Here is a 21,835-nt window from a genome sequence, read left to right on the forward strand (position 1 = left end):
CATCAGAACCCCAGACAGTCGTATTCGGCCTTCTGTCCGGCCTCATTCTTCGCCGGCCGTTTCGGCTCGCCCCGTCCGACGACGCCGTCGGTACGCGCGCGCAGATAGACGTAGATCGCGTCGAGGGAGCACATCACATTGGGATCTTCACCCCAGGCCGGCATGATCGAATTGCCCGACGAGTTCCACTGGTTCTGCTGGCCGCTCACGACAATGCCGACGAAGTCGTAGTAGCTGAGGTTCTGCAAGGACTCGGTCAGATTTGGAGCGAAGGACGACCCCATCCCGTCCGGGCCGTGGCACTGCAGGCAGTTGGCGCCGTATTTCTTGAAGCCGCGCCAAGTGTACCAGTCCGCCGTACCATCTTCGGCGAGGCTATAGGTGGGATTGCCTGCCGGATCGACGAATTTACCCATCTCGCCTTGGCTCGGCGCGTTGCCTTCGGTTGCCGTATCCTTTGACGGATGCGCGTCCACCTTCATGGTGTCGCCGGTCGCCATCGCCTTGTCGCCACTCGCGGCGGCGGCCTTGGCAGGCTTGGCGGCATCGGCCGCAGCAGCATTGGAGGGGGCAGGATCAGCCGCGGCTGCGGGGGCTGCGGCCGCATCTCCGGCCGGTGCCGTTGGGGCCGTCGCCGCTGGCGCCATTTGTCCAGCAGGCACGATGGTCGTGCCGCTGTCCTGCGCCGCGACCAGCGTACCGGCCGACAGGAACAAGGCGCCGGCGACCGCGATCAAACTGCTTTTCATACAAACCTCACGAGTTCACACAAAGGCTGCCCTGGCGGCCCGAACCTGGGAAGAAACACGTCGGCTGCGCATCCGCCCTCTTAACAGCGAGGGTCCGGCGTCGAGGTCGATGCCCGACAACGGACCCTCCGGTCGTGCCAAGGGCCTCGCCGTGGATGAAGGCGAGGCCCTTGCTGCTGTCTTTATTTGGTGGGCGTTGAGGCAGCGTCCGCAGGAGCTGCGGCCGCCGTACCAGCCGCTGGTGCGGCGGAAGCCGTCTGGTCCGGGACCGTGAAGACCGTCAGCGCGCCGCCGAGGGCGGTGTATTTCGACAGTGCCGCGTAGCCACCGACCGCGCCGAGACCGGCGTTCGGATCGGTGAGGCCCGCCGCGAGGCCAATGCCGGCCCAGCCGCCGATGCCGGAGAGAATGCCGACATACTGCTTGCCTTCATTCTCGTAGGTCATCACGTTGCCGATGATGCCCGACGGGGTCTTGTATTTGTAGAGCTCCTCGCCCGTGTCGGCGTCGACCGCCTTCAGATAGCCCTCGAGCGTGCCGTAGAAGACGATGCCGCCCTTGGTGGCGAGAGCACCGGACCACACCGAGAACTGCTCCGGCAGTGACCAGACGATCTCGCCCTTGCCGGCGTCCCAGGCGATGAAGTTGCCCATGCCGCCATGGCTGTCGGGCGCCGGGTACATCGACAAGGTCGCGCCGACATAGGGCTGTCCGGCCGTATAGGCGACGCGGAATGGCTCGTAGTCCATGCAGACGTGGTTGGTCGGCACGTAGAACAGCTTGGTCTCCGGCGAATACGCCGCCGGCTGCTGATCCTTGGTGCCGAGCGCCGCCGGGCAGATGCCGGTCGAGTTGGTGTCCTCGCCGTTCTGCTCGGTCGAATACTCCGCCACGACCTGCGGACGCCCGTACTGATCCGAGTTCGGATCCATGACGACTTCCGTCGCCCAGTTGACCGCCGGATCGTACTTCTTGGCGACCAGCAATTCGCCGGTCTCACGGTTCAGCGTGTAGGCGAAACCGTTGCGGTCGAAGTGGACGAGCGCCTTGGTCGCGGTGCCGCCGACGTCGATGTCGGCGAGAATCATCTCGTTGACGCCGTCAAAGTCCCACTCGTCATGCGGGGTCATCTGATAGACCCATTTCGCCATGCCGGTGTCGGCATCGCGGGCCATGATCGTCATCGACCATTTATTGTCGCCCGGGCGCTGCGCCGGGTTCCAGGTCGACGGGTTGCCGGTGCCGTAATAGATCATGTTCAGCTCGGGATCGTAGGCATACCAACCCCAGGTTGTGCCGCCGCCGATCTGCCACTGGTCGCCTTCCCAGCTGTTGAGCGAGGAATCCGCGCCGACCGGTTTGCCGAGTTCCATGGTGGTTTCGGGGTCGAACAGCATCTCGTCGTCCGGGCCGGTCGAATAGGCCCGCCAGGCCTGCGAGCCGTCGGCAACGTTGTAGGCGGTGATGGAACCGCGCACGCCGAACTCGCCGCCGGAGATGCCGATCAGCACCTTGTCCTTGAACACCATCGGCGCCGCGGTACCGGTCTCGCCCTTCGACGGATCGCCATTCTGGATCGACCAGACCTGTTCGCCGGTCGCGGCGTCGAGCGCGACGACCGTCGTGTCGGCCTGATGCAGGATCACCAGATCCTTGCCGCCTTCGCCTGCCGCCGGCGCATAGGCGACGCCGCGGTTGACGGTGTCGCAGCACATCACCGGAATGACGTTCGGATCCTGCTTCGGCTCGTATTTCCACTTGATCTCGCCGTCATTCTTGATGTCGAGCGCATAGACCATGTTCGGGAACGGCGTGTGGACGAACATCGTGTCGCCGACAACGAGCGGGTTGCCCTCATGGCCGCGCAGAACGCCGGTCGAAAAACCCCAGGCCGGGACCATGTCGCCGACATTGTCCTTGTTGATCTTGTCCAGCGTCGAATAGCGCTGGTTGAAATAGTCGCCGGTGGGCATCACCCACTGCGCGGCGTCGCCCTGCATCTCCTGCAGCTTCTCGTTCGCCGAGGCTCCCGCCCCGATCGAGATGAGCAGGCTGGACGCCAGCGCGGCCTTCGTGATTGTCTTGAACATCTGTGTCCTCCCAAGGAACTGTAGCGGTGACGCGTGGCGGCAGGATTGCCGACGAACGTTGAGTCAACGATAGTCTGGGGGAAGGTTTCCGGCAGCGTGTCACGACCGCCAATAGGGGTCTTGGTGGGCACCGTTGATCGACACCTACCGTGGCCTTCGAGGATTCGCAGCGCTCCCAACACTGCGACCTTGAAGCCGGAAACCATGAAGCGATGCTAGTGCGGGAATTTTTCCTGTGCAAGCTCCGAGTAGCACTTTTCCTATATGCGTCGCAGCATTTTCAGTGTGCATCGCAATACATTGTGGTTCTATAGAGCGGATTCGACTCAGGTACGGGCCGGGAACCTCCTTAATACTTCGCGACTTGCAGGCGTTTCGCTTGCCCGCGGCGGTTGCCGCAGCGCGCACCCCAAGCCGGGCCAGGGTCAGGAAAACAATCCATCGCCTTCCCAGGCCCTGGCGCCGCGTCAGCAAGCCGCATCCCCGTCGCCGGTCTTTGGCGTCTTCGGGCGAAACCGGATCGCCGGTGATGGTGTCGAATTGGGGCGGGCGGGCGCGCGTCGTGGAACGCCGGTGATCTTGCACCGGAGCGCGTGGGCATGTCTGATGGAGCCATGTCGATCCGCCTGAAATTCCTCCAGTGCTGCACGGCGTCGACCCTGGTCGCCATCACCGCCTTCGTTGGTGCCGCCGGCGCTTGGGCCGCGCCGCTGGTGTTGGAGGAGATCGTGCCCGGCGTCTATGTCCACGCCGGCCTGGTCGAGGAGACCAACCCACAAAACCAGGGCGACATCGCCAATATCGGTGTCATCGTCGGCGACGAGGCGGTGGCTGTGATCGACAGCGGCGGCAGCGCCGCGGTCGGCCGGTCGGTGTTGCGGGCGATCCGCGCGGTCACCGACAAACAGATTCGCTACCTCGTCACCACCCACATGCATCCCGACCACGTGTTCGGGAACCAGGTGTTCAAGGCAGCCGGCGCCACGCTGATCGGCCATCACAAGCTGCCGGCCGCCCTCGCCGCGCGGGCGGATTTCTACAAGCAGTCGATGCGCGAACAGCTCGGCCCGGAGCTCGCCGACGAGGTTACCGTCACGCTTCCGGACGAAACCGTCGAGGGCGAGCGCGTCATCGATCTCGGCAACCGCAAGCTGACGCTGAAGGCTTGGGGCACCGCCCATACGGACAACGATCTGACCGTCCTCGACGCGGCGACCGGCACCTTGTTTGCCGGCGATCTGGTCTTCATGGAGCATGTGCCGGTGATCGACGGCAGCCTCAAGGGCTGGCTCGCTCAGACGCCGGAGCTCGAGGCGCTTCCGGCAAGCCGCGTCGTGCCGGGCCATGGTCCTGCCAGTGCGCCATGGCCGGCGGCGATCGCGCCGCAGACCGCCTATCTTGAACGGCTCGCATCCGATCTCCGCCAGACGATCGCCGATGGCGTGCCCCTAGCCGACGCGGTCGAGACGGCGGGCCGCAGCGAAGCCGGAAATTGGCAGGTGTTCGACGCCTTCAACGCCCGCAACGCCACGGCGGCCTTCGCCGAGCTGGAGTGGGAATGACCCCGCGCAAGGCGCGGCTTTTGTCCGGCAATTATATACCTGACGTGCCGAAAGTGAGTCGTGGGTGATTATCTGTTTGATCTAGCCCCTTTGCCGTTGACTCATCCGGCGCGAGAGGCTGAACCTGCACCAGATATTGAGACGTCGGGTTTTGGCAGTCGGATGGTGCGGTTTGGGATCGGTGCATGGCCACTGCGGCAGCGAAGACTCTATTTCCTGGCGGCTCAAAGGAACGCGTGAGTCGCGCGGGAGAAGCTGTGCGCACCCGCACTCAGACCATCGAAGATTTGGCGGTCATCGATGTATGGCGGGCAGCCCATCGTTCTGTCCTCAATACCTTTCAGGCAATCTTGCGGAACCGGACAAAGGGAACCGATATCGTTGTCGCTCAGCGGCATAAGCGGCGCAGCACGATATTTGGCAAATTGCGCCGATACCCGACGATGCAGCTTGCGCGGATGGATGATGTCGCAGGTTGCCGCCTTATCTTCCCAAACGCCGAGGAACTATACGCTTTCCGGCACCATCTCCATTGCGCCCATTTCAACCACAGCCTGAAAAATCAGCCAGACAAATACGATTATATCAAGCGGCCCAAGGCTACCGGCTATCGCGGCATCCACGACGTTTACGCGTATGATGTGAATTCGGTCCACGGCAAGCCCTACAAGGGCCTCCTGATCGAACTCCAGTATCGAACCTTCTACCAGCACGCGTGGGCTACCGCCGTGGAGGTGGTGGGCTTCATTACGGAGAGTCAGCCTAAATTTCAGGAAGGCGATAAACGGTATGAGGAAGCCCTGTCGCTAGCGAGCGAGATAATCGCTCGGACTTGCGAGGATGCCAATTCTTGTCGTCCTGATTTGTCGGACGCCGAACTCACGGAACAGTTTCTCGCGCTCGACAATGAGCTGGGGCTCATGCGGATGCTTCGTGCGCTGAACTCGGCGAACAATGAGGTGACGGAAAAAAAGAACATCATCTTGATCTTTGGCGAACCGGAGGAGGGCAAGCCGCCTCCCTTGGAGATGAAATCTTATCGCGATGCCACCGACGCACTTCGTGCCTTATTTGAGTTGGAAAAACAGCACGTTGGCAAAGACATCGTTCTAGTCCGCGCGGACACGTCCGACGAGGTGCGGATCGCGTTTAGGAACTACTTTTCTGACGCTACGGAGTTTATCAATCTCATCGACAACGGCTGTCAGACCCTAATGAAAGGCAAGGTGCTGCATGGGCCAAACCTCCAGCGACCGAGACGGACAAAAGCGCAAGGCTGACCCTGTTCGACCCCCGTCACCTAAGTAATTGCACCTACCGGGCCTTGAGGGTCCGATCAAGGCGAGTTGAGACGGCCCTCCCTTGTCCTCGCCTGGCAATGCCGTCACATTAGCTTAGGAGCGAACGGGCACTCGCGACGAAAACTGGGAGATTTTCATGCTGGACGCTCATGCCGGGCCGCACCGCCAGGCGACGCACGGGTCCCCTCGGCGGACCTCGCTGGCCAGCGTTCTTTCGCTCGCCGTTCTCGCCGTTTCCGCTTTGACGCTCTCAGCCCCCGCCGCGTTCGCCCAATCGACGCTCTCGCCCGCCGAAGCGGCGGCCGCCGCCATGGAATCCGCCTGGCCCGGCCTCAAGGGCGACCTGTTCGGTGACCGGCCATTGGTCGAGGGCACCGATGCGATCGCTCTGGAAGCGCCGGCCCGGGCGACCGATCCGGCCATCGTGCCCGTCAAGCTGACGCTCGATCCCGCCAAGAACATCCGCAAGGTGACGCTGGTCATCGACGAGAACCCGGCGCCAGTGGCCGCGACCTTCGACATTGCCGAAGGCTCCGGCCTCACCGAACTGTCGACGCGCGTCAGGGTCAACGCCTATACCGACATCCACGCGGTGGCTGAATCCGCCGACGGCACGCTTTACGTCACCAAGCAATACGTCAAGGCGGCCGGCGGCTGCGCCGCCCCGGCGGCGAAGGACGCCGAGGTCGCGGCCAAGCAGATGGGCCAGATGAAGCTGCGGGCCTTTGCCGCGGCGGATATCGGCGGCGCGGCGACCCACGAGGCGCAGCTGATGATCCGGCATCCGAACAACTCCGGGTTGCAGAAGGATCAGGTAACGCTTCTCTATATCCCGGCGCATTTCATCACCGATCTCGAAGTCGACCGAGGCGGCGAGCGGCTGTTCTCGATGACCGGCGGGATTTCGATCTCCGAGGATCCGAGCTTCCGCTTCAACTATCGCGGCGACCCGTCGGTGCCGTTCCACGCCAAGGCGACCGACACCGACGGCAATGTCTTCGAAAAGACGTTTGCCCCCGAGCAGTCCTGACGATCCGGGCAGCTATGGTTTTTACAGCTTTTGATTAAAACGGCGACTGGACGAGCGTCGGCGCTCTCAGTCGAAACAGCGGATTTCCGCCTCGGCCTGCGCGCGCTTGAGATCGCCGATCGCCGCCTTGGCCTCGGCGCTGGTACGGAACAGCACGCCTTTCTCCCCCGTCACTTGCCCCATCGACAGGAAGGTCGAGGCCTCGACATAGCGCTCGTAAGGCAGCAGCGAGGCGACCACATCGAAGGAGCAGGAGCATTGCTCCAGCGCGGTGCGCGTGTTGCCGTTGCTGGCCATGCAGCCGAACACGTAGTCGGCCGTCACGTCGGTCGGATAGTCGGCGGTGGCAGCGTTCGGCACGCTGCCGGTCGTCGGCATCTTGATGGCGCCGGCGGGGCCGGCCATTCTGTCCTGCGGAAGCGCCGATTGCGCGCTGGCGGTTCCGTTCGCCGCGAACAGCATCGCCCCCGCCAACGCGGCGATCCACCTGATGCCTGAGCGGCTGTTGGCCATCATGTCCTCCCTCCGGCCATCCTCGCCGTTTCCAACGAGTATGACGGCATACTGACGCAGGTGAAGGGGGACGATGGACTTTCGGCTCCCTGCCAAACGGATACGGGAAAAAGTCCCGCGATCGAAAGACCGTGAGCCGTTCAGACCGCGCCGGTAAAACTCCGCCCCTCTTCGACGATCCGCTCCAGCAGCGGCGCGGGCTTGAAATCCTCGCCCATCCGCTCTTCCAGTTCGCGCATCTTCGCCAGCACCACCTCCGGCCCGATCGTGTCGGCGAAGAACATCGGTCCGCCGCGATAGACCGGCCAGCCATAGCCGTTGATCCACACCACATCGATGTCCGATGCCCTGAGCGCGATGCCCTCGTCGAGGATCTTGGCGCCCTCGTTGATCATCGGATAGACGAGCCGTTCGAGGATTTCGTCGTCGGAAATCGTCCGGCGCTTGAGACCCTCCTCCTGCGACTTGGCGCGGATCATTTTCTCCACCAGCCTGGATGGCGAGCCCTTGCGCTTGTCGTCGTAGTCGTAAAAGCCCGCGCCGGTCTTCTGGCCGCGCCGGTCCGCCTCGCACAGCCGCTCGCGAATGGTCTCGCCCTTCGAGGTCTCGCGATTCCAGCCGAGGTCCAGCCCGGCCAGATCGGCCATCTGGAACGGCCCCATCGGCAGGCCGAAATCGGTCAGCACCCGGTCGACATCCCAGGGCATCGCGCCTTCCAGGATCAGCTTGTTCGCCTCGCGCTGGCGGGCGTTGAGCATGCGGTTGCCGACGAAGCCGTGGCAGACGCCGACCAGCACCGCCGTCTTGCCGATGTTGCGGCCGAGCTTCATCGCGGTGGCGACCACGTCCGTCGCGGTCTTTTCGCCGCGCACCACCTCCAGCAGCTTCATGATATTGGCCGGCGAGAAGAAATGCAGACCGATGACGTCCTCGGGCCGCCTGGTGCTCGACGCGATTGCGTCGATATCGAGATAGGAGGTGTTGGAGGCGAGGATCGCCCCGGCCTTGGCGATCCCGTCGAGCCTGGCGAAGATCTCCTTCTTCACCGCCATCTCCTCGAACGCCGCCTCGATGATCAGGTCGCAGTGGGCGAGATCGGCCATGTCGAGCGACGGCGAGAGCAGGCCCATCGCCTTGTCGACGTCCTCCGGGCGAATCCGGCCCCTTTTCGCGGAGGCCTCGTAGTTTGTCCGCATGATGCCCGTGCCGCGCTCCAGCGCCTCTTCCCTTGCCTCGACGATCGTCACCGGAATACCAGCCGAAAGGAAGTTCATGGCGATGCCGCCGCCCATCGTCCCGGCGCCGATGATGCCGACCTTGCGGATCGGCCGGGTCGGCGTATCGGCAGCAATGTCGGGGATCTTGGCGGCCGCCCGGGTTGCGCCGAAGACATAGCGCTGCGCCTTCGACTGGATGCCCCCGAGCAGCTCGGCGAAGATGTCGCCCTCGCGCGCCATTCCCTCGGCGAAGGAGAGGCGCGCCGCGTTGGCGACCGCCTCCAGCGCCTTGTCGAAGCTGTCGAAGCCCTTCATCTTGCGGCCGTGGGCGGCGCGCGCTTCCGCGATGGCCGTCTCGATGTCCTCGCGCGCCAGCCTGTCGTCTTCCTCGCTGACCTTGCGCAGCGGCCGTTCCTCGCGGAGGATGTCGTTCACGAACCGCACCGCCTCGACGCGAAGGTCGCCGACGGCCAGTTCGTCGACGATGCCGAGTGTCTGCGCCGTCGCCGCGCCGACCGGCGTGCCGGTGAGGATCATGTCGAGCCCGCGTTTCAGGCCGATCATCCGCGGCAACCGCTGGGTGCCGCCCGCGCCGGGAATGATGCCGAGCTTGATCTCCGGCAGGCCGAGTTTCGCCGAAGGGAGCGCGATGCGGTAGTGGCAGGCGAGCGCCAGTTCCAGCCCGCCGCCGAGCGCCGTGCCGTGCAGCGCCGCGATCACCGGCTTGGGACAGTTCTCGACCATATCCTCCAGTTCGCGCAGCGACGGGCCTTCCATCGGCTTGCCGAACTCCTTGATGTCGGCGCCGGCGATAAAGGTCCGGCCCTCGCAGATCAGCACGATGGCCTTGACCGCATCGTCGGCGGCCGCCGCTTCGATGCCCGCCGCGATGCCCTCGCGCAGCACTTGCGACAACGCGTTCACCGGCGGGTTGTGCAGCATCAGAAGGGCGATGGCGCCGTCATTGTCCAGCGTCGCCGCGTCGTTGATGAGGAGCATGTGAAACGTGTCCATTCGCAATTGAAGCTATCCCGGCGCAGAAAAGGCCGGCGCCTCCGGCCAGCATGGGCGGGCGGATCGCGTTGACACCACGCTAGGGCGGCGTCACATCTGAGGCAAATGGCGGCCCGTGGTTTTCGCGATCCGCGCACTGCCCGCACGCCGTTGCGGCCGGAACGAAGGATCAAGCCCATGGACCTGCGATTCACCGAGGAAGAGACGGCGTTCCGCGACGAGGTCCGCGCCTTCATCCGCGATCATGTGCCCGACGACGTTACCGCCACCCTGCGCGACGGGCGCTCGGTCGGCAAGGACGCGATGGTGCGCTGGACCCGCATTCTCAACGACAAGGGCTGGTCGGTGCCGCACTGGCCGGAAGCGTTCGGCGGCACTGGCTGGTCGCCGGTCCAGCAGTACATCTTCCAGGACGAACTGCAGCAGGCGCCCGCCCCGCAGATGCTGCCCTTCGGCCACAACATGGTCGGACCGGTCATCTACACCTTCGGCAACGACGCGCAGAAGGCCAAATTCCTGCCGCGCATCGCCAATCTCGACGACTGGTGGTGCCAGGGCTTTTCCGAGCCGGGCGCCGGCTCCGATCTCGCCGGCCTGACCACGAAAGCCGAGAAGGATGGCGATCATTACGTCGTCAACGGCCAGAAGACCTGGACGACGCTCGGCCAATATGCCGACTGGATCTTCTGCCTGGTGCGCACCGACCCGGCCGCGCCAAAGAAGCAGATGGGCATCTCCTTCCTGTTGATCGACATGACGACGCCGGGCGTCACCGTCCGCCCGATCCAGACCATCGACGGCGGCCACGAGGTCAACGAGGTGTTCTTCGATGATGTGCGCGTGCCGATCGCAAATCTGGTCGGCGAGGAAAACAGGGGCTGGGACTACGCGAAATTCCTGCTCGGCCACGAACGGGTCGGCATCGCCCGCGTCGGCGCCTCCAAGGAGCGCATCCGCCGCCTCAAGGAGATCGCCAGGATGGAGTTCGCCGGCGCCGTACCGGTCTGGGAGAACCGCCGCTTCCGGGAGAAGGTCGCCGCGGTGGAGATCGAGTTGAAGGCGCTGGAGATGACCCAGCTGCGGGTGCTTTCGGCCGAGGCGAAACGCGCCCACGGCAAGCCCGATCCCGCCTCCTCGATCCTCAAGATCAAGGGCTCGGAGCTGCAACAGGCGACCACCGAACTCCTGATGGAGGCGATCGGCCCCTACGCCCTGCCCTACGAGCCCGCGCGCGAGGAGGGCTCCAACGAGCCGCCGGTCGGGCCGGACTACGCCGCGCCGCTGGCGCCCGGCTATTTCAACTACCGCAAGGTGTCGATCTACGGCGGCTCCAACGAGATCCAGAAGAACATCATCGCCAAGGCGATCCTCGGGCTCTGAGCCCGCCCCAGCACGACCGGCCGCGCCCTTCACGCAGGACACAAACCCATGGATTTCGACCTTTCCGGCGAACAGGCCATGATCAAGGACTCGGTCGAGCGGCTGGTCTTTGATCGCTACGGCTTCGAGCAGCGCAACACATACCGCGCCGAGGAGCCCGGTTTCAGCCGCGCCATGTGGACAGCCTTCGCCGAACTCGGCCTGACGGCGGTCCCCTTTGCCGAGGACGACGGCGGCTTCGGTGGCGGCCCGGTCGAGACGATGATCGTCATGGAGGCCTTCGGCCGCGGCCTCGTCGTCGAGCCCTATCTGGCCTCGATCGTCATGGCCGGCGGCGCTATCCGCCATGCCGCCAGTGCCGAACAGCGGGCCGAGTGGGTGCCAGGCCTTGCCGATGGCTCGACCCGCCTCGCCTTCGCATGGGCCGAGCGCCATTCGCGCTACGATCCCGCCTTCGTCGCGCTGAAGGCCGAGCCGGACGGCGGCGGCTTCAGGCTCACCGGCGAAAAGACGCTGGTGCTCTCAGGCGACAGCGCCGACGGCTTCATCGTCACCGCCCGCACCAGCGGCGCGCCGGGCGAGGAGGCCGGCATCGGCCTGTTCTTCGTGCCGGCCGGCGCTAAGGGACTGTCGCGCCGGGGTTATCCGACCCAGGACGGCATGCGCGCGGCGGAACTGAGCTTCGAGGCCGTGTCGGTCCCGGCCTCCCATGTCCTTGGCGATCCGGCGGGCGCCTTTCCGGCGATCGCGCGGGTCGTCGACGAGACCATCGCCGCGCTCTCAGCCGAAGCGGTCGGCTCGATGGCGCGGATGCACGAACTGACCATCGCCTATCTGAAGGAACGCAAGCAGTTCGGCGTGCCGATCGGCGATTTCCAGGTGCTCCAGCATCGCGGCGCCGAGATGTACATGGCGCTCGAACAGGCCCGTTCGATGATGCTCTACGCCACCATGAACGCCGCCGAGCCGGACGCGCAAACGCGGCGCGAAGCCATGTCAGCAGCGAAGGTGCAGATCGGCCGTTCGGCGACGTTTATCGGCCGGAACGCCGTGCAGCTCCACGGCGGCGTCGGCGTGACGATGGAATACGAGGTCGCCCACCACTTCAAGCGCACCGCGATGATCGATTTGGCATTCGGGGATGCCGACCATCATTTGGAGATGCTGGCGGAACAGGGCGGGTTACAGGGGCTGTAGGAAGCGAGCCAAGCATCCTGCTGTCTGTTGACGGACACGGCGCCGGATCGGCCGAACGCCCAACAAGAGCGTCTTCCTGGGGCCTGACCCGAGAACCGGGCCAAGCCACATAGGCCCTCGCGGAACTATCTACGATTGAAAAACAGTACCATTTTGGGAAAATGCAATACGAGATATTCCGAGCGATCGATTCATGTCGGCCTCTCACCCACCGATTAGTATGCGGGTCAAAATGGAACACTCTCCAAAGTATTTTTTGCGCGCAAGAAATATATGCGCATATATAACTGTGAAACGCTTGGAAGAAAAGTGGAGAAAGAAAACACGTCACGATATGAAAAGACAGTTTTATCCCGATCCAGTACAACATTTGGATATACATGTAAACATAGATACAGTCACCTCACAAATTCGGTCTTCCATTCGCAACGGAACTTATACAGTCCGCAGCCCGAGTCGATACTATGTCGAAAAATCTAAAGGCTTGTGTCGATTGATGGTGCAACCACGAGCGGAGGACGCAATAGTACTACAGTGCCTCTCCGACAAATTATATAGTCAAATAAAAAATCAAGCTCCGTCTAAAAACGCCTTCTTTGAGCCGAAAGATCACAGTTTTAATCAAAATCAAGAACCAGAATACGGAACATTCAAGTCTTGGAAGGATTTCCAATCAGAGATACTTAAATTTACCAAGGAAAATAGCTTTGTAGTTATAAGCGATATTTCAAATTATTATGACTTCATCGATTTCACACAATTACGAAATGTCGTTACATCTTTGGTAAGACTTAATGAGACATTGTTTGATTTTCTAATACATATTTTAACCGCGCTCGCTTGGCAGCCCGATTTTATGCCCCCTCGGCAGATTGGTTTGCCTCAAATGGATTTTGATGGCCCCCGTCTTCTTGCACACTCTTACTTGTTCGAGCTGGACAGATTTATGGAGAACAGATCTCAGAAAAATTATGCTCGTTTTATGGACGATATTGACGCCGGGGTCGATACTATAAAAGATGCAAAGCATTTACTTAGGGATACAGACCTCGTTCTACAATCAAGAAGTCTTCGCTTGAACGCAGGAAAGACAAAAATATTAACAGCAAAAGAGGCTTTAAGGCATTTCCGGGTGCGCGAGAACAATTTTCTGGATCGCTTCGAGGCGTCGATAAAATCGGCGGACGAGAAGGGGTTGCCGGTCATCAAAATATTGACGAAGTTCGAGAAAATATTTCGGACAGCATATAATAATGGATATTTTATAGAGGGAAATGGTGAAAAAATTATAAAGCGATGTGTTAATATCTGTACGCGCCATGGCATTTTAATCGATTCTAACTTATACGCATCCCTTATTAGATTACACCCAAATATAAGAGAAAGCGCGCTACGCAATCGAAGCCGATGCGGATTTAATTCAGAAGATATAAATTTGATTTCAAATATTTATAAGACTGGTATAGTTTGTGATGATGCATTCACTATGAATGTCGCTCGCGCTATCGTCGATGGAAAAATCGATATCGCATCAGAAGAAGCAGATGTTTTCCGAGAGCTTTTGAAATCTATGACCGGGTCACCCGGTTCATTGCATTATGCAAAGCTGTGGATTTTGTCCAGAATTGGAAAATATTCCACCATATTACTATACATTAATAAGGGACCTATATACGTGTGTGACCCAGCTAACTAGTTGATATTTAAGCCGTTGATATGACTTAAAAAATTAGATTCTGAGCCGCCATTAACCATTTTACAGGGACCTCTGATTCACCTTAGACCGGACGCTGAAACGGTAGTCGCGTCACGGGGATCGGGGCCAATGAACAACTTTAACGCACTCTTAATCGAGGACGATTGCTTGGCCGCCATGGCGGCTATCCCAGATAGGTCCGTGAATTTAATTCTCTGCGATTTGCCATACGGCACGACACAGAACGCTTGGGATAGCGTCATTCCGCTCGAAAAGCTCTGGAAGCAGTACCGCCGCATTCTGGTGCCCAAAGGCGTCGTTGCCCTTATGAGCCAAGGACCGTTTACCGCCCGCGTCATAATGAGTCAGGAATCGATTTTCAAATACAAGATCACTTGGGTGAAATCGAAGCCAACCAACTTTCTCAACGCCAAAAAACAGCCGTTGCGCAAGCACGAGGACATCTGCATGTTCTATGCCCGGCAGCCAAATTACACACCCCAGATGCAGCCTGGCGAGGCCTACGACAAGGGCGTCCGAAAGAACCAGCTCACAGGCTCCTATGGCGATTTCCGACCGGCTCACATCAAGTCGTCGGGCGGTCGCTACCCTACGGACGTTGTGTACTTCAAAACGTCGGAATCAGAGGGCCGTGTCTGGCATCCGACCCAAAAGCCAGTCGAACTAGGGCGCTACCTCATTCGCACATACACGAAGCATGGTGACGTTGTGCTCGACAACACGTTCGGGTCAGGCAGCTTCTTGGTTGCCGCCGCGATGGAAAAGCGGCGCTGCATCGGCATCGAAATGAATGACGATATTGTCGAGTTCAAAAAAGAGAAAATGGATTTGATCAGGGTCGCACAGCAGCGCCTAACATGCGTGATGCCTTCAAACACATGCGTCACCGTTCGGGCAAACCAGCTTGGCTCACTGCGAGGCCACATGAGATCGTTCTTCGCGCAAGAACCAGCCGAAATCGCAGCCTAAGTGATCATGAACGAATAAACGCTGGCATCACTCTTGGAAACTCGCACGATGCGATGCGCCAAGTTCTGCGCGTGGAAATCTGCCAACGTCCCTTCGTCGTAATGCAGCCAAGTGTTGGGTGTGTTGTTGTTGTCCTGCCGGGTGTCGTCGTGAGTGACCCGCATCGTCCGAACGCCCTTGCTCTGGCCTAGTATCGTTACCTCGAAATCGATATCGACCTGCTCAACGGCATGTCTGCCAAAATGTCCGTTCACCCAAGGCTCCCCCGCGAAAAAGACGTGCCGAAACCACGTCTGATTGTCCTGCGGGTTCTTGGCTTTGGTGAGCCTCAAATAGGGGACCAAACGTCCGGTAGTTGGCCGCTGTGCATCTGTAACTGAAAGCTTTTTCCACCACGTAAGCGGCATGGCTTCTCCCCCCTTTGGCGCTTCGCGCTTAGTCTGGGAGAGAAGATCATCGACCTCGCTCTTACGAGTCAAGGAAAACCGCTGCAGCGCCTCGTCGAAGTCCATGTCGAGATGGAGTGAGGGCTCGTATTTCTTGCCACGGGTCATACGATCAACTCCCTGTAGCGAAGACGACCGGCAACATTCGACAAGAGCGCGTTCATACGGTCGCCTTCGCCCTGTTCGCGGCGATTGAAACGCCACGTCATTTCCGAGAGATAGCGGCCAAGGTGTTTGTCTGAAATCCAGTGGTGAATGCCGTAGATCTGACGCTTGATGTGCGACCATGCGCCTTCGATCGAATTAACGTGTATCCAGACCGCCCGGACGTACTCGCCACCGGAGTGGTTCACCGTGCGGTGATAGTAGTCGGTGCCAAGGCCCTGATAGCCGCGATACTCGTCTGTCAGAACGATCGAACCCTTGGCGACATGACTTTCGACAGCGCACTTCACGTCCTTCAAGGACGTCAGATGAAACGCCCGGAACTCACCGTTCCGCTCCATCGCACCCCACACAACCGCCTTACCGGACGGGCCACGCTGGCCGCCGCGCTGGTGAGCGTGCTTGTTCTTGTCCTTGCCGCCGATGAACGTCTCGTCGGTCTCGACGGTGCCCTTGAGCGGCGCGTTGAAGGATTTCGTGCGAGCCGCGACACGAAGGCGATGAAGCATGAACCATGCGGTTTTCTGCGTCACCTTGATATCGCGGGCAAGCGTCGTGCTGGCGACGCCCTTTTTGTGCGACGTGATCAGCCAGACGGCCATGAACCATTTGCGGAGCGAGATTTTGCTGTCCTCGAAGATCGTTCCAACCTTGATGCTGAAGCGCATCCGGCATTCGCCACACTTGTGGTTCCGACGGTCTGCGAAGTGATAGAGCCGAGTGCCGCCACAATGCGGGCAGTGGGCGTTCTCATCTTTCGCGCCCCAGCGCATGACACGAAGGTGGTCGATCGCGGACTGCTCGTCCGGGAAGGCTTCCATCATGTCGAAGAGGCTGTCGAACTGTTTCACGGCTATCGCTCCATTCCGATAGCCTGAATTTAGGTGTTTATCGGACCCATGTCAATGGGTCACACACGTATATAGGTCCCATTAATAAAAATAAAAATGCAATTTCAAATGACCCGTTACTCGCCCGATTAGCTGCGGGAATGTACCCCCGCTTTCGCCATTCTGGACCCGATATGCATTCCTTTCGCAATTTTATCTACGATTTATCTGCTCCTTCGGCGACTGATTTGCTCGAGTTTCACGCGGAATTACACCGGGTAGGGAGCAAATTTAAGAGGATTAAGGGAATTCTTTCGGCAATCAACCATAGCCATCCGCTGGGGTGTGATTACTCTAAATTTCTCGTCGTGCTGACGGCCCTGGAAAGCCCAGGAGTTTCTACATCCGAAAAGGCGAAGATTCGAAAAGCGCATGACCGGGCGTTTTCGGATCCCACATACGTTTCTGGCGGTTGGATATAGCCGGTGGATGTTTGGTACGTTTACCGAGTTCGTCGTTGTAGGCGGAAATCCCGAAGGACCTGAAAGGGAAATTGTCAATGTATGGCCCTTCTCAAGGCTCCAGGAGCGAGGAGAAGCATCGCGGCATGGGCGCATCTGCACGCGCAAGGCTGGGATGACCGGCGCGAAGGCCGGCGCCCGACACCCTTGATGGTGAACGACAGGTCCGCGCGCTCCCAAAAAGCCGCGCCCACCCAAAAAATTTCTCCCCACCTTTTCCACCTCCCGCATACTGCCCTCACCGTCGGCCCACGGAACGGGCGCGAATGATCACCGGGATCGTTTGGGGGCTGGCGGGCGGTGTCCGCGACGGGGCTTCTTCCGGAGAAGACCCGGCCCGGACGGCCCCGAGCGCCCGCCGGACCGTCCCCCACTAGGAGGGGTCTGTGGATCGGTCCACTTGAACGTCCCGCAAGGGGTGTGAAGATCCGGCAGCGGCCCCCTTCGGGGGCTTCAAGGGGTTGGGCAAACGCCGCGCGGGATGCCGGAGGCGGACCGTATTGACTTAAAACAGTCGGAGGGTTCGCCTCCGGCGTTCCGCCGCTCGTCTCGTCAGAGACGAGACGGTCATCCGCCCCGCCCTTAAGTGGCAAGCCACTGGCGGGGACCCCGCTCCCGAGTGAGCCGCAAGGCGACGCTTAAGGAGGGGAGAGGGAATCGAAGCGCAGCGAAAGGAGGGGACGCGAGCTTTGGAGATCGAGCGACCGGCCGCGTCAGCGGCGCGGGCGATGTGGCGCGCCTTCTGCCCCGTGGAAGGAAAAGGGCAGCCCTCCCCGCTTCGTCATCCTCGGCCGCAGGCCGGGGATCCTGTGTGTTGGTGATGGTATAAGAAGGTTGCGGGAAGCGGAGCCTCGAAGGGCGAGGGAGAGCGCAAGAATGGCTTGCCACCCCTCGCGACCGAAGCGCCGAACGGGCCTTTTCGCCGCCGCGCGACTGTCCTAGGCTCGGCCCCGATCAGCCAGGAGAGGATGCGCCGATGTCCAGGATAATTCTTGCCGCCCTGCTCTCGCTCAACCTCTTTTTCCCGCCATTCGCCTTTGCCCAGGAGCAGGCGACCGACGCGATCCAGCCGGAAGTCGCGTCAGAGGCCAGCGCAAGGGTGCTGGTCGCGGCCGACCGCCAAATGGTGGCGGCCGCCAATCCGCTCGCCGCCGAGACGGGCCTCGCCATCCTGCGCCAGGGCGGCGGCGCCGTCGACGCCATGGTCGCCGTCCAGCTCGTCCTCGGCCTGGTCGAGCCGCAATCCTCGGGCCTCGGCGGCGGCGCGTTTCTCGTCTATTTCGACGCCAGCGCCGGCAATCTCACGAGTTTCGACGGCCGCGAGACCGCGCCCGCCGCCGCAACGCCGAAGCTGTTTCTCGACGATTCCGGCCAGCCGCTGGAATTTTACGACGCGGTCGTCGGCGGCCGCTCGGTCGGCACGCCGGGAACGGTGAAGCTGATCGTCAAGACCCACGAGCGCTACGGCAAGCTGCCGTGGAAGGATGTCGTCCGGCCGGCGATCGATCTCGCCCGCGACGGCTTTGCGGTCTCGCAACGCCTCAACGAACTCGTCGCCGAGGACAAGGAACGCCTCGGCCGCTATGCGGCGACCCGCGACTACTTCTTCGGCACTGACGGCGAGCCGCTGCCGGTCGGCACGCTTTTGAAGAACGAGGCCTATACCAAGACGCTCGAGACGATCGCCGAACAAGGCGCCGAAGGCTTCTACGAGGGGCCGATCGCGCAGGCCATCGTCGAGACCGTGCAGAACGCGACGGACAATCCCGGCCGGCTGGCTCTATCGGATCTGGCCGCCTATCGGGTGGTCGAGCGCGCGCCGGTCTGCGTCGACTATCGCCAATTCGAGGTCTGCGGCATGGGCCCGCCCTCCTCTGGCGCGCTGACGGTCGGACAGATCCTCGGCCTGATCGAACCGTTCGACATCGCCGCGCTCGGCCCGACGAGCCCCGAGGCCTGGCGCGTCATCGGCGACGCCTCGCGTCTCGCCTTCGCCGATCGCGGCCGCTACATGGCCGATAGCGACTACGTGCCGATGCCGCTCAAGGGACTTCTGGACGAGGCCTATCTGAACGACCGGTCGAGGCGTCTGGCCGGCGAAAGCGCACTGTCCAAGGACGCCGTCGAACCAGGCTTACCGCCCTGGGATCACGCGATGCTGATGGGCGACGACGTGGCGATCGAACTGCCCTCGACGAGTCACTTTTCCATCGTCGACGCCGCCGGCAACGTGGTCTCGATGACGACGACGATCGAGAACGGCTTCGGCTCGCGGCTGATGACCGGCGGGTTTCTGCTCAACAACGAACTCACCGACTTTTCCTTCAAGACCCATGATGAGGAGGGCCGGCCGATCGCCAATGCCGTGGCGCCCGGCAAGCGGCCGCGCTCGTCGATGGCGCCGACCATCGTCCTCAAGGACGGCAAGCCTGTCATCGCCATCGGCTCGCCCGGCGGCAGCCGCATCATCGGCTATGTCGCGCAGGCTCTGATCGGCCTGATCGACTGGAAGATGGATGTTCAGGAAGCGATTGCGATGCCGCATCTGGTCAACCGCTTCGGCACCTTCGACGTCGAGGAAGGAACCGAGGCCGAGGCGTTCGCCCAGCCACTGCGCGATCTCGGCTTCGAGGTCGAGGCGCGCGAACTCACCTCCGGCCTGCACGGCATCGTCATCGGTCCGGACGGTCTGACGGGCGGCGCCGACCCGCGCCGCGAGGGCGTCGCTATCGGCGATTGACCGGCAGGGCCCTCACACGGCCAACGCGCGCTCGGCATAGGCGGCTTCGCCGAACACCCGGCGATAGCGGGCGATTTCCGAAGGTTCGCCGCTGGCCTTGGCGGGGTTGTCGGACAGCTTCACCGCCGGCCGGCCGTTCGCCGAGACCACCTTGCAGACCAGCGAGATCGGGTCGAGGCCGCTCATCGGCTCGGGCGCGGTACCGCGGAAGTCGTTGGTCAGGTTGGTGCCCCAGCCGAAGCTCATGCGCACCCGCCCCTCGAAATGCCGATAGGTCCGCTCGATCGTGTCGGAGTCCATGCCATCGGAGAACACCAGCAGCTTCTCGCGCGGGTCCTCGCCCATCTTCTTCCACCAGGCGATGATCTCCTCGCCGCCCTCGATCGGTGGCGCCGAGTCGGGTCGGAAGCCGGTCCAGCGGGCAAGCCATGCCGGCGCGTTTTTCAGGAACGCCGGGGTGCCGAAGGTGTCGGGCAGAACGATCAGGAGGTTGCCGCCATAATAGCTCTGCCACTGCTTGAGAACGTCGTAGGGCGCCCGGCGCAGCGCCTCGTCGCCGTCGGCGAGCGCGGCCAGCACCATCGGCAGTTCGTGGGCGTTGGTGCCGATCGCTTCCAGATCGGTCTCCATGGCCAAAAGCACGTTGGACGAGCCGATCAACCGGTCGCCCAGCCCTTCCTTCAGCGCTTCCACGCACCAGCGCTGCCACAGGAACGAATGTCGCCGGCGGGTGCCGAAATCGGAAATGCGCAGATCAGGGAGCGCCTGCAATTGCTCGACCTTCTGCCACATCTTGGCTTTGGCGCGAGCATAGAGAACGTCGAGCTCGAAGCGCTTGAAATTCTTCATCGCAGCGCGCGAACGCAGCTCGTTGATGATCGCCAGCGCCGGGATTTCCCACATCATGGTGTGGGTCCAGGGACCGTGAAAATAAAGCTCGAACTGCCCTTCGACCCGGCGCAGTTCGTATTCCGGCAGCCGGAAATTCTCCAGCCATTCGAGGAAGTCCGGGCGAAAGATCTGCCGCGTGCCGTAGAAGGTGTTACCGGCCAGCCAGATCATCTCGCGCTTGGTGAAGGAGAGCGACCGGGTATGATCGAGATGCTCGCGCAGTTCCCCCTCGTCGATCACCTCGGCAAGCCGCACATGCCTCGAGCGGTTGTTCAGTGCGAAGGTGGCTTCGACGTCCGGATGCAGCCCGCGGATCATCTGCAGCATCAAAAGCTTGTAAAAATCCGTATCGAGCAGGCTGCGAACGATCGTATCGAGCTTGAAGGTGTGGTTCCAGACGCGTGTCGCGATGTCGGTCGCAATCATCTTCGGCTCCTCTCATTCGCGCCGCGTCGAGGCGGATACGCTGCCCTGCGCCCTCGAAGGGTCTGCCGTTGCGAATGACAACATTCCAGCCGTTACAGGAGAACGCGGCGCGGATAAAGCGACCCCGGCCGCGGCGGCGCGTTCATCGTGATCGGATCGTCCTTGTCGCGGGGCTCCGCCAACCCATCCCGGCAGGGGCTGAACATGGCGCCGCGCCGTCGTCAAACCGTTCAGCGGTCTCCGGGATCTTGGCCGATCCACTTGCCTCACCGCCCCGGATGGTGTCGAAACGCCGTGACGTCATGATATTCGCTCAGATCGCGACACAGGAGATCCAATGCTGGAATTCTACTTCCACCCGACGCCGAACTCGATGAAAATCGCGCTGTTCCTGAAAGAGGCCGGCCTCGATTACAAGCTGGAGCCCGTCGACACGCTGAAGGGCGAACAGCACCGGCCGGCCTTCCGCGCGATCAACCCGAACGGCAAGCTGCCGGCAATTCAGGACGACGGCAAGCGGGTGTTCGATTCCAACGCCATTCTGCTCTATCTCGCCGACAAGCATGGTCAGTTCGGCGGCAAGCCAGAGGACCGGGGCGAGTTGTTGTCCTGGCTGATGTTCGTCGCCACCGGCCTCGGTCCGTATTCGGGTCAGTCGGTGCATTTCCGCACGGCGGCCAAGGGCAAGTCGGATTACGCCGAAAACCGCTACACACGTGAAGCCCAGCGTCACTACAAGGTTCTGGACGATCACCTCGCCGGCCGCGAGTTTTTCGTCGGCGACAGCTATACCATTGTCGACATCGCCGCCTGGGGCTGGATCGATCGCGTGGCCAATGTGCTCGGCGAAGACGCACTCGACACCTATCCGAACCTGAAGCGCTGGTTCGACAGCGTCAATGCACGGCCGGCCGTCGCCGAAGCGCGCCAGATCGCCAAGGACATGACCTTCAAATCGGAGCGCGACGAAGCCGCCCTGCGCGCGCTATTTCCGTCGAATTACGCCGAAACCGCCTGACCTGACATCCGCCGCCCTCGCCCTGCCGGGGGCGGCGGTCCATCCAAGCGGCCGGGAGA

16 protein-coding genes are annotated in these 21,835 nt (G+C 61.6%); 9 read left to right on the forward strand and 7 right to left on the reverse strand.

From position 1 onward, the window contains the following. Positions 1–2 precede the first annotated feature (2 nt). Positions 3–749, reverse strand: coding sequence for a c-type cytochrome, methanol metabolism-related (locus ING15_RS02395; RefSeq protein ID WP_232845498.1), 747 nt, complete (start codon positions 747–749; stop codon positions 3–5). 182 nt (positions 750–931) lie between these two features. Continuing rightward, positions 932–2,839, reverse strand: a complete 1,908-nt coding sequence (locus tag ING15_RS02400; RefSeq protein ID WP_232845499.1) for a methanol/ethanol family PQQ-dependent dehydrogenase — start codon at positions 2,837–2,839, stop codon at positions 932–934. Positions 2,840–3,438: 599 nt separating this feature from the next. Here ING15_RS02400 and ING15_RS02405 point away from each other — a divergent pair. The 3 genes from ING15_RS02405 (at position 3,439) to ING15_RS02415 (ending at position 6,732) form a co-directional block, all read left to right on the forward strand. After that, the gene (locus tag ING15_RS02405) at positions 3,439–4,401 is read left to right on the forward strand and encodes a quinoprotein relay system zinc metallohydrolase 2 (protein ID WP_232845500.1); all 963 of its coding nucleotides are present in this window, start codon (positions 3,439–3,441) and stop codon (positions 4,399–4,401) included. A 185-nt stretch (positions 4,402–4,586) separates the two neighbouring features. Continuing rightward, entirely contained in the window at positions 4,587–5,681 is a 1,095-nt protein-coding gene (locus tag ING15_RS02410; RefSeq protein WP_206453152.1) for a RelA/SpoT domain-containing protein, read from the forward strand. A gap of 157 nt (positions 5,682–5,838) precedes the next feature. Next, on the forward strand, positions 5,839–6,732 hold the full coding sequence (locus ING15_RS02415; protein ID WP_206453153.1) for a quinoprotein dehydrogenase-associated SoxYZ-like carrier: 894 nt from the start codon (positions 5,839–5,841) through the stop codon (positions 6,730–6,732). A gap of 66 nt (positions 6,733–6,798) precedes the next feature. Here the strand turns inward: ING15_RS02415 and ING15_RS02420 are convergent, their stop codons facing one another. Together ING15_RS02420 and ING15_RS02425 are read right to left on the reverse strand one after the other, a co-directional pair. Beyond that, positions 6,799–7,110: a hypothetical protein gene (locus tag ING15_RS02420; RefSeq protein ID WP_232845527.1), complete on the reverse strand. Its 312-nt coding sequence runs from the start codon at positions 7,108–7,110 to the stop codon at positions 6,799–6,801. Between the two features lie 275 nt (positions 7,111–7,385). Then, a complete protein-coding gene (locus tag ING15_RS02425) occupies positions 7,386–9,461 on the reverse strand; it encodes a 3-hydroxyacyl-CoA dehydrogenase NAD-binding domain-containing protein (RefSeq protein ID WP_206453154.1) in 2,076 nt (691 codons plus the stop codon). Between the two features lie 192 nt (positions 9,462–9,653). Between ING15_RS02425 and pimC the strand changes: the two genes are divergently transcribed. The 4 genes from pimC (at position 9,654) to ING15_RS02445 (ending at position 14,739) form a co-directional block, all read left to right on the forward strand. Then, positions 9,654–10,856 (forward strand): pimeloyl-CoA dehydrogenase large subunit, encoded by a 1,203-nt coding sequence (gene pimC, locus ING15_RS02430; RefSeq protein ID WP_206453155.1) that lies wholly within the window; start codon positions 9,654–9,656, stop codon positions 10,854–10,856. Between the two features lie 48 nt (positions 10,857–10,904). Beyond that, positions 10,905–12,053: an acyl-CoA dehydrogenase family protein gene (locus ING15_RS02435; protein WP_206453156.1), complete on the forward strand. Its 1,149-nt coding sequence runs from the start codon at positions 10,905–10,907 to the stop codon at positions 12,051–12,053. A gap of 193 nt (positions 12,054–12,246) precedes the next feature. Further along, positions 12,247–13,749 (forward strand): RNA-directed DNA polymerase, encoded by a 1,503-nt coding sequence (locus ING15_RS02440; protein WP_206453157.1) that lies wholly within the window; start codon positions 12,247–12,249, stop codon positions 13,747–13,749. 129 nt (positions 13,750–13,878) lie between these two features. After that, complete coding sequence (locus tag ING15_RS02445) at positions 13,879–14,739, forward strand: DNA-methyltransferase (protein WP_206453158.1); 861 nt, start codon at positions 13,879–13,881, stop codon at positions 14,737–14,739. Here the strand turns inward: ING15_RS02445 and ING15_RS02450 are convergent. Continuing rightward, entirely contained in the window at positions 14,736–15,293 is a 558-nt protein-coding gene (locus tag ING15_RS02450; protein WP_206453159.1) for a hypothetical protein, read from the reverse strand. The genes ING15_RS02445 and ING15_RS02450 overlap by 4 nt on opposite strands. Further along, positions 15,290–16,174 (reverse strand): IS1595 family transposase, encoded by an 885-nt coding sequence (locus ING15_RS02455; protein ID WP_206453254.1) that lies wholly within the window; start codon positions 16,172–16,174, stop codon positions 15,290–15,292. Before ING15_RS02455 ends, ING15_RS02450 begins: the two co-directional genes overlap by 4 nt. Positions 16,175–17,677: 1,503 nt before the next feature. Between ING15_RS02455 and ggt the strand changes: the two genes are divergently transcribed. After that, positions 17,678–19,441, forward strand: coding sequence for a gamma-glutamyltransferase (gene ggt / locus ING15_RS02460; protein ID WP_206453160.1), 1,764 nt, complete (start codon positions 17,678–17,680; stop codon positions 19,439–19,441). Positions 19,442–19,453: 12 nt separating this feature from the next. Here the strand turns inward: ggt and pncB are convergent, their stop codons facing one another. Continuing rightward, positions 19,454–20,758: a nicotinate phosphoribosyltransferase gene (gene pncB, locus ING15_RS02465; protein WP_206453161.1), complete on the reverse strand. Its 1,305-nt coding sequence runs from the start codon at positions 20,756–20,758 to the stop codon at positions 19,454–19,456. A gap of 337 nt (positions 20,759–21,095) precedes the next feature. Here pncB and ING15_RS02470 point away from each other — a divergent pair, with 337 nt between their 5' ends. After that, entirely contained in the window at positions 21,096–21,776 is a 681-nt protein-coding gene (locus ING15_RS02470; RefSeq protein ID WP_206453162.1) for a glutathione S-transferase family protein, read from the forward strand. Positions 21,777–21,835 lie beyond the last annotated feature (59 nt).

Source organism: Aurantimonas marina, assembly GCF_017183135.1.
GTDB lineage: Bacteria > Pseudomonadota > Alphaproteobacteria > Rhizobiales > Rhizobiaceae > Aurantimonas > Aurantimonas marina.